Annotated in this window: 6 protein-coding genes and 1 pseudogene; 3 read left to right on the top strand and 4 right to left on the bottom strand. The window is 71.9% G+C overall.

The genetic code is table 11. From position 1 onward, the window contains the following. Positions 1-411 (bottom strand): annotated as a pseudogene (locus ABD823_RS31225) (hypothetical protein); the annotation flags it as partial. A gap of 74 nt (positions 412-485) precedes the next feature. On the opposite strand from ABD823_RS31225, the gene pknB reads away from it, so the two are divergent. After that, the gene (gene pknB / locus ABD823_RS31220) at positions 486-2,375 is read left to right on the top strand and encodes a Stk1 family PASTA domain-containing Ser/Thr kinase (RefSeq protein ID WP_344865925.1); all 1,890 of its coding nucleotides are present in this window, start codon (positions 486-488) and stop codon (positions 2,373-2,375) included. A 271-nt stretch (positions 2,376-2,646) separates the two neighbouring features. On the opposite strand, the gene ABD823_RS31215 is transcribed toward pknB, so the two are convergent. Continuing rightward, positions 2,647-3,231, bottom strand: a complete 585-nt coding sequence (locus tag ABD823_RS31215) for an anthranilate synthase component II (protein ID WP_344865923.1) — start codon at positions 3,229-3,231, stop codon at positions 2,647-2,649. A 246-nt stretch (positions 3,232-3,477) separates the two neighbouring features. Between ABD823_RS31215 and ABD823_RS31210 the strand changes: the two genes are divergently transcribed. Next, positions 3,478-3,723, top strand: coding sequence for a cell division protein CrgA (locus ABD823_RS31210; RefSeq protein WP_344865921.1), 246 nt, complete (start codon positions 3,478-3,480; stop codon positions 3,721-3,723). A gap of 48 nt (positions 3,724-3,771) precedes the next feature. Here ABD823_RS31210 and ABD823_RS31205 read toward each other — a convergent pair whose 3' ends face one another. Next, positions 3,772-4,650, bottom strand: a complete 879-nt coding sequence (locus tag ABD823_RS31205) for a rhomboid family intramembrane serine protease (protein WP_344865919.1) — start codon at positions 4,648-4,650, stop codon at positions 3,772-3,774. Between the two features lie 176 nt (positions 4,651-4,826). Then, on the bottom strand, positions 4,827-5,363 hold the full coding sequence (locus ABD823_RS31200; RefSeq protein ID WP_344865917.1) for a peptidylprolyl isomerase: 537 nt from the start codon (positions 5,361-5,363) through the stop codon (positions 4,827-4,829). 191 nt (positions 5,364-5,554) lie between these two features. Here ABD823_RS31200 and ABD823_RS31195 point away from each other — a divergent pair, with 191 nt between their 5' ends. Then, positions 5,555-6,280 (top strand): hypothetical protein, encoded by a 726-nt coding sequence (locus tag ABD823_RS31195; protein ID WP_344865915.1) that lies wholly within the window; start codon positions 5,555-5,557, stop codon positions 6,278-6,280. Positions 6,281-6,310: the final 30 nt, after the last annotated feature.

The raw sequence follows: 6,310 nt of genomic DNA, 5'->3' as shown, positions 1-6,310 counted from the left end.
GGGCGCGCTCACCGCGGCGGTCGCCGGCGCCGCCGCGGCCGTCGGGCTGGGCGTGCTGGCGGTCCAGAGCACGGGCGGTCCCGGCGAGGCGAACAGGTCGGTGGAGCCGTCCGCGCCCGAGACCCCGGCCACCGCCTCGCCCTCGGCGACGCCGAGCAGGAGCCGTCCGGCGGCGACCAGGCCGGCCGTCGCTCCGACCACGTCGCCCCGCCCTACGCCGTCGCCGTCGGCTACGGTAAGTAGGTCGGCCACGCCCAGCGCCCGGCCGACGACGTCACCGACCCCGAGCCCCACACCGACCACCTCGACCCCGACACCCCCACCTCCGACGGTGACGCAGAGCCCCACCCCGACCGTCACGACCGAACCGGGCGAGACGGTTCCGCCGGAGGGGGAGACGTGATGCGGCAAGGGGCCGATGATGGACACCGGTGACCCGAGAGCTCACCGGCACCCAAGATGAACGGTAAGGGACAGTGCAGGAAATGACTCAGCCTCGACGCCTCGGCGACCGCTACGAGCTTGACGGCGTCGTCGGGCGTGGCGGCATGGCCGAGGTCTATCGCGCCCGAGACATCCGGCTGGACCGGGTGGTCGCGATCAAGACCCTCCGCGCGGACCTGGCCCGGGACCACACGTTCCAGGCCCGCTTCCGCCGGGAGGCGCAGTCCGCCGCCTCACTGAACCACCCGGCCATCGTGGCGGTCTACGACACCGGGGAGGACGTCTCCCCCGACGGCGCGCCCGTGCCGTACATCGTGATGGAGTACGTCGACGGCAGCACGCTGCGCGACATCCTCCGCACCGACCGGAGGCTGATGCCGGAGCGCGCGGCCGAGCTGGTCGACGGCATCCTGCGGGCGCTGGACTACAGCCACCGCGGCGGCATCGTCCACCGGGACATCAAGCCGGCGAACATCATGATCACCCGCAACGGCGACGTGAAGGTGATGGACTTCGGCATCGCCCGCGCGATGGCCGACTCGGCCGCGACCATGACGCAGACCGCCCAGGTCATCGGCACGGCCCAGTACCTCTCGCCGGAGCAGGCCCGCGGCGAGCGGGTCGACTCCCGCAGCGACATCTACTCCACCGGCTGCGTGCTGTACGAGCTGCTGACCGGGCAGCCGCCGTTCACCGGCGACTCCCCGGTGGCGATCGCCTACCAGCACGTCCGGGAGAACCCCGTCCCGCCGTCCCAGATCGACCCCGACATCCCCGCGTGGGCCGACGCCATCGTGCTCAAGTCGATGGCCAAGGACCCCGGCCAGCGCTACCAGAGCGCCGGGGAGATGCGGGCCGACATCCAGCGCGCCCTGTCCGGCATGCCGATGGACGCCCAGACGATGGCGCTGGCCAACAACTACGGCGGCGCCACCCAGATGATGCAGCCGACGCAGGTCGGCCCCGGCGGGCCCGCCACGCAGCGCACCACCGCCGTCCCGCCGTACGAGTACGGTGCCGAGGACGACGGCACGGCGGTCCGGGGCGACCGCGGGCGCCGGCGTGCCCAGGGCGGGGGGAACACCGCGCTCAAGACCGCGGCGTGGATCGTCATCCCGCTCCTGATCATCGGCGCCTTCATCGGCGTGGGCTACGCGTTCCTCAGCTCCCCGGGCACGCCCACCGGCGAGACGGAGGTGACGATCCCGTCCCTCGCCTCGCAGACCGAGGAGGCCGCGACCAAGCGGCTCACGGACCTCGATCTGAAGGTCAAGAAGACCGAGCGGTTCGACGACGAGCAGCCGAACGGCGCGGTCATCGAGACCGACCCCCCGGCCGGCAGCAAGGTCGACAAGGGCACCGAGGTCACGCTCGTCGTCTCCAAGGGCGTGGAGAAGGTCGAGGTGCCCGACGTGGTCGGCAAGACCGTGGAGGAGGCCACCCAGCTGCTCGAGGAGCAGGGTCTTGAGGCGAGCGTGGTGACCAAGGCGTCCTCCCGCCCGCAGGGCGTCGTCCTGGAGAGCGACCCGGCGGCGGGCAAGAAGGTCGCCAAGGGCAGCAGCGTGCGCATCTACATCCCCAAGGAGGCCGTCGAGCTGCCCGGCGTCGTCAACCTCACGGTGAAGGACGCGACCGCGATGCTCAAGGAGGCGGGCTTCAAGGTGAAGGTCGTCGAGCAGCCGAGCGACCTGCCGGAGGGCACCGTCCTCAGCCAGGCTCCCGAGGCGGGGGCGAGGCTCCAGCCGGGCACCACGATCACGCTGATCGTGTCCAGCGGGCAGCCGCCGATGCCGACCCAGCAGCCGGACATCCCGACGGACCAGCCGACCGACGACGCGCCCACGGACGACATGCCGACGGACGAGCCGACCGACGACATGCCGACGGACGAGGACCCGTGGTTCGACACCCAGGGCAGCGAGAGCGGCTGACCGCCCGCCTGACGTGGCAGGAGGCCCCGCCGGGACCGGCGGGGCCTCCCGCGTTCCCGGGGCCCACAGGCCCGGAGGGGGCCCCGGCGGCGGGGCGGGGGTCCATGCGCCGGAGGCGGGACGGGAACGGTGGGAGGGGCCCGCGCGGCCTCGGGTACGGTCGCCGAAGGCGCTCGGGCACGGTCGCCGAAGGAGCAGAAAGAGCCCCTCCGCCACTCGGGGGCAATGGCGGAAGGGCTCATCCGGTCAATCGCCGGCCGGGCCGGCGGCGTTACACGGTCCGGCGGGAAATCCCGTCGAGCCAGTTCCCGAGCAGCCGGTGGCCGTGCTCGGAGATCACCGACTCGGGGTGGAACTGCACGCCCTCCACCGGCGCGGTGCGGTGGCGCAGGCCCATGACCACGCCGTCGGCGGTGGTCGCGCTGACCTGGAGGACCTCCGGCACCGTCTCGGGCCGTACGGCCAGCGAGTGGTAGCGCGTCATGGTGACCGGGGAGGGCAGCCCGGTGAAGACGCCGCGCCCGTCGTGGAAGACCGCGCTGGTGCGGCCGTGCATCAGCTCCGGGGCCCGGGCGACGGTCGCGCCGTAGGCGACCGCGATGGCCTGGTGCCCCAGGCAGACCCCGAGCAGCGGCAGCCCGCGGGCCGCGCAGTGGCCGACGAGCTCCACGCTCACCCCGGCGTCCTCCGGCGCGCCGGGCCCGGGGCTGACCAGGACCCCGTCGAAGCCCGCCGTGTCCGCCACCGCCACGAGGTCGCGCGGGCGCACGTCGCAGGCCGCGCCGAGCGTGCGCAGGTACTGCACGATGGTGTGGACGAAGCTGTCGTGGTTGTCCACGACGAGGACGCGCGTCATCGCGTCCCGCCCGGGCGGGAGGGGACACGCGGTCCGGACGGGCGGCACGGCCGGGGGGACGGGCAGGACGACACGGCATATCAGACTATGTCCGCCGGTGGACCGCTCGTCCCCGGCCGGGGAAAGCCGCCGCGCGCGGGATCGCCATGTCCCATCTGCGCCGACTATCCTTGCTCACCAGCGACTACGCTGACCGACAGAGCCTGCGCACGATCCGGACCGCGCAGGGTGACGCAGGAGAACCCAGTGCCCAAGCCCAAGACTCGCAAGAAGGCGGTCTACACCCCGCCGAAGACGACCCAGCAGGTCAAGGTGAGCCCCCGCTGGCTGGCGCCGGTCATGGTGGCCTCCTGGATCATCGGCATCCTGTGGATCGCCGTTTACTACGTGGCGCCGCAGGCACCTCTCCTTGGCACCCTCCAGAACTGGAACCTGCTCATCGGGTTCGGTTTCATCATCTTCGGTGTGATCCTCTCCACCCGCTGGCGTTAGAACTTTCCACAGGGCTGTCCACACCCTGGGGATGCGCCGGGGTGTGGATCAGCCGATGAGGTTCATCGCGGTGTCGTAGGCGTACGGCGGGAGCAGCGCCACCAGGGCGACCAGGAGCAGCAGCACCGCCGCGCAGCCGGCGGCCTGGACCGCGGTGCGGTTCTTCGCCGGGGCGTAGACGAGGACCGTGGAGACCAGCGCGCCGGTGACCAGGCCGCCGAGGTGGCCCTGCCAGCTGATACCCGCGCCGACGAAGGTGATCACCACGTTGATGCCGATCAGCCAGAGCACGCCGCGGGCGTCGTAGCCGAGCCTGCGCGAGACCACGAAGAGCGCGGCGAACAGGCCGTAGATCGCGCCCGACGCGCCCACCGTGAGCGCGGGCGAGAGCAGGTAGACCGCGACGGAGCCGCCGAGCGCGGAGAGCAGATAGAGCGCCAGGAAGCGGACCGAGCCGAGCCGCCGCTCCAGCTCGGGGCCGATGGCGTACAGCGCCCACATGTTGAACAGGATGTGGGCGAGCGCGAAGCCGCCTCCGCCGAGCGGCGAGTGCAGGAAGGCGCCGGTGACCAGGCGCCACCACTCGCCGCCGTAGGCGACGGCGCCCGCGTGCATGCCGTAGTCGATCAGCATCTGGCGGGAGATGTTCTCCACGACGTAGGCCAGCACGTTGAGGGCCAGCAGCGCCCAGGTGACGTAGGGCGTGGTGACGTGCCGCCCGCCGAAGACGGCCTGCGCCGGCCGTACCGTCCTGTTGCCCTCCGCCACGCACTCGGGGCACTGGAAGCCGACCGCCGCGTCCCGCATGCAGTCGGGGCAGATGGGGCGCTCGCAGCGCTGGCAGCGCACGTAGGTCTCGCGGTCCGGGTGCCGGTAGCAGGTGGGGACGGCCTGGGGGCCGGACTCGCCGGGAGGCTGGGTGGTCATGGCGCGACGGGGCCCTTTCGACCGTGCTGGAATCCTCACCCAACCCTATGCAGGTTTCCGTACGGCCGTGCGCGGCGGTCCTCTCCGTACGGCGGTGCGCGGCGCGGCCGTCTCCCCGGACCCGTGCGCGGCGGTCGCGGACGGCGACCGCCGCACGCGGGGAGCGACTCCCGGGCTCAGCCCTGGACGCGGTCGATGGTGACGCTCTCCAGCACGACCGGGTCGATCGGGCGGTCGCCGGGACCGGTCGGGGTCTTGGCGATGGCGTCGACGACCTCCTGGCCCTCGACGACCTCGCCGAAGATGGTGTGCCTGCCGTTCAGGTGCGGCGTGGGCACCACCGTGATGAAGAACTGCGAGCCGTTGGTGCCGCGGCCCATCTGGATGCCGGCGTTGGCCATCGCCATCAGGTAGGGGCGGTTGAAGTAGAGCTCCGGGTGGATCTCGTCGTCGAACTTGTAGCCCGGGCCGCCGATGCCCTGGCCGAGCGGGTCGCCGCCCTGGATCATGAACCCGTCGATGACCCGGTGGAAGATGGTGCCGTCGTAGAGCTTGGCGGTGGTCTTCTGACCGGTCTCGGGGTGCGTCCACTCCCGGGTGCCCTCGGCCAGCTCCACGAAGTTGCGCACGGTCTTGGGCGCGTGGTCCGGGAAGAGCTGGACCTTCACGGTGCCGCGGTTGGTGTTCAGGGTCGCGATCAACTTCTCAGCCACGGTGGGGCCGCCCCCTTCAAATCGTCACGCACGCCCTGCCCGGGCGGTGCGTCCGTCGTCTTCTCGTCGTGGTCGGATGACCAGGGGCCGTCGCCGGCCCTGCCCTCATCCTCCCACGACCGCCCATGATTGAGCGGCCTTCGGGCGGGAAGGGGTCGCTGCGGGGCCCCAACGACAGGGGAGGAGTTGCCGTGCCTCTTGCAACGATGTTCGGAAAGCGCAGCGCCGGTAAGGTTCCGCAGACGCGCAGGCGCCTGGCCATCGACCAGGCCAAGGTCGCCAGAGACCAGGCCAAGGTCGCCAGAGACCAGGCCGTGCTGCAGCTCGCCCGGGCCGCCGAGAAGATCGGCCCGATGGCCGCGCAGGTGCGTGAGGCGGCCCTGTGCGCAGCCGACGAGAAGATGACCGAGGCCCGTAAGTGGGCGGCGCCCCAGCTGGACGCCGCGGCCCACTCGATCGAGCAGCAGCTCGGGCCGAAGCTGAGCGCGATGCTGGCCGACGCGGCGGCGAAGCTCGATCCTTCGCCCACCAAGGCCAAGTCCCGCAGCAACTGGCCCAAAGTCCTGCTGTTGACCGGGATCGCGGTGGGCGCCGCCGGGTTCGCGATGTACCGCAAGAACACGAACCAGTGGACGGAGTCGGTGAAGGGCGGCGCGAGCGACGCGTCGCACTGGATGAGCGACAAGGCGAAGACCGCCGCGGACAAGGTCTCCGACATGGCCGGAGGCATGAAGTCGAGAGCCGAGGAGTTCAGCCACAAGGCCGAGCCCACGAGCGGCACGATCAGCGCCGCCGACCGGAGCAGCGTGAGCGAGCCGACCGGTGCCGCCCGCACGTCCGGCGTGCCGGACATCACCGACACCGCGGGCGTCCCCGACATCACCGACGCGCCCGAGAAGCCGAAGAACGTCACCTGACCCCTGCCGGGGTCACCGCCGGCGGGTATC

This window comes from Planomonospora alba, assembly GCF_039534085.1.
Classification (GTDB): domain Bacteria; phylum Actinomycetota; class Actinomycetes; order Streptosporangiales; family Streptosporangiaceae; genus Planomonospora_B; species Planomonospora_B alba.
The sequence above is the reverse complement of the archived record's forward strand: the minus strand, read 5'-3'. Positions and strand labels throughout refer to the sequence as shown.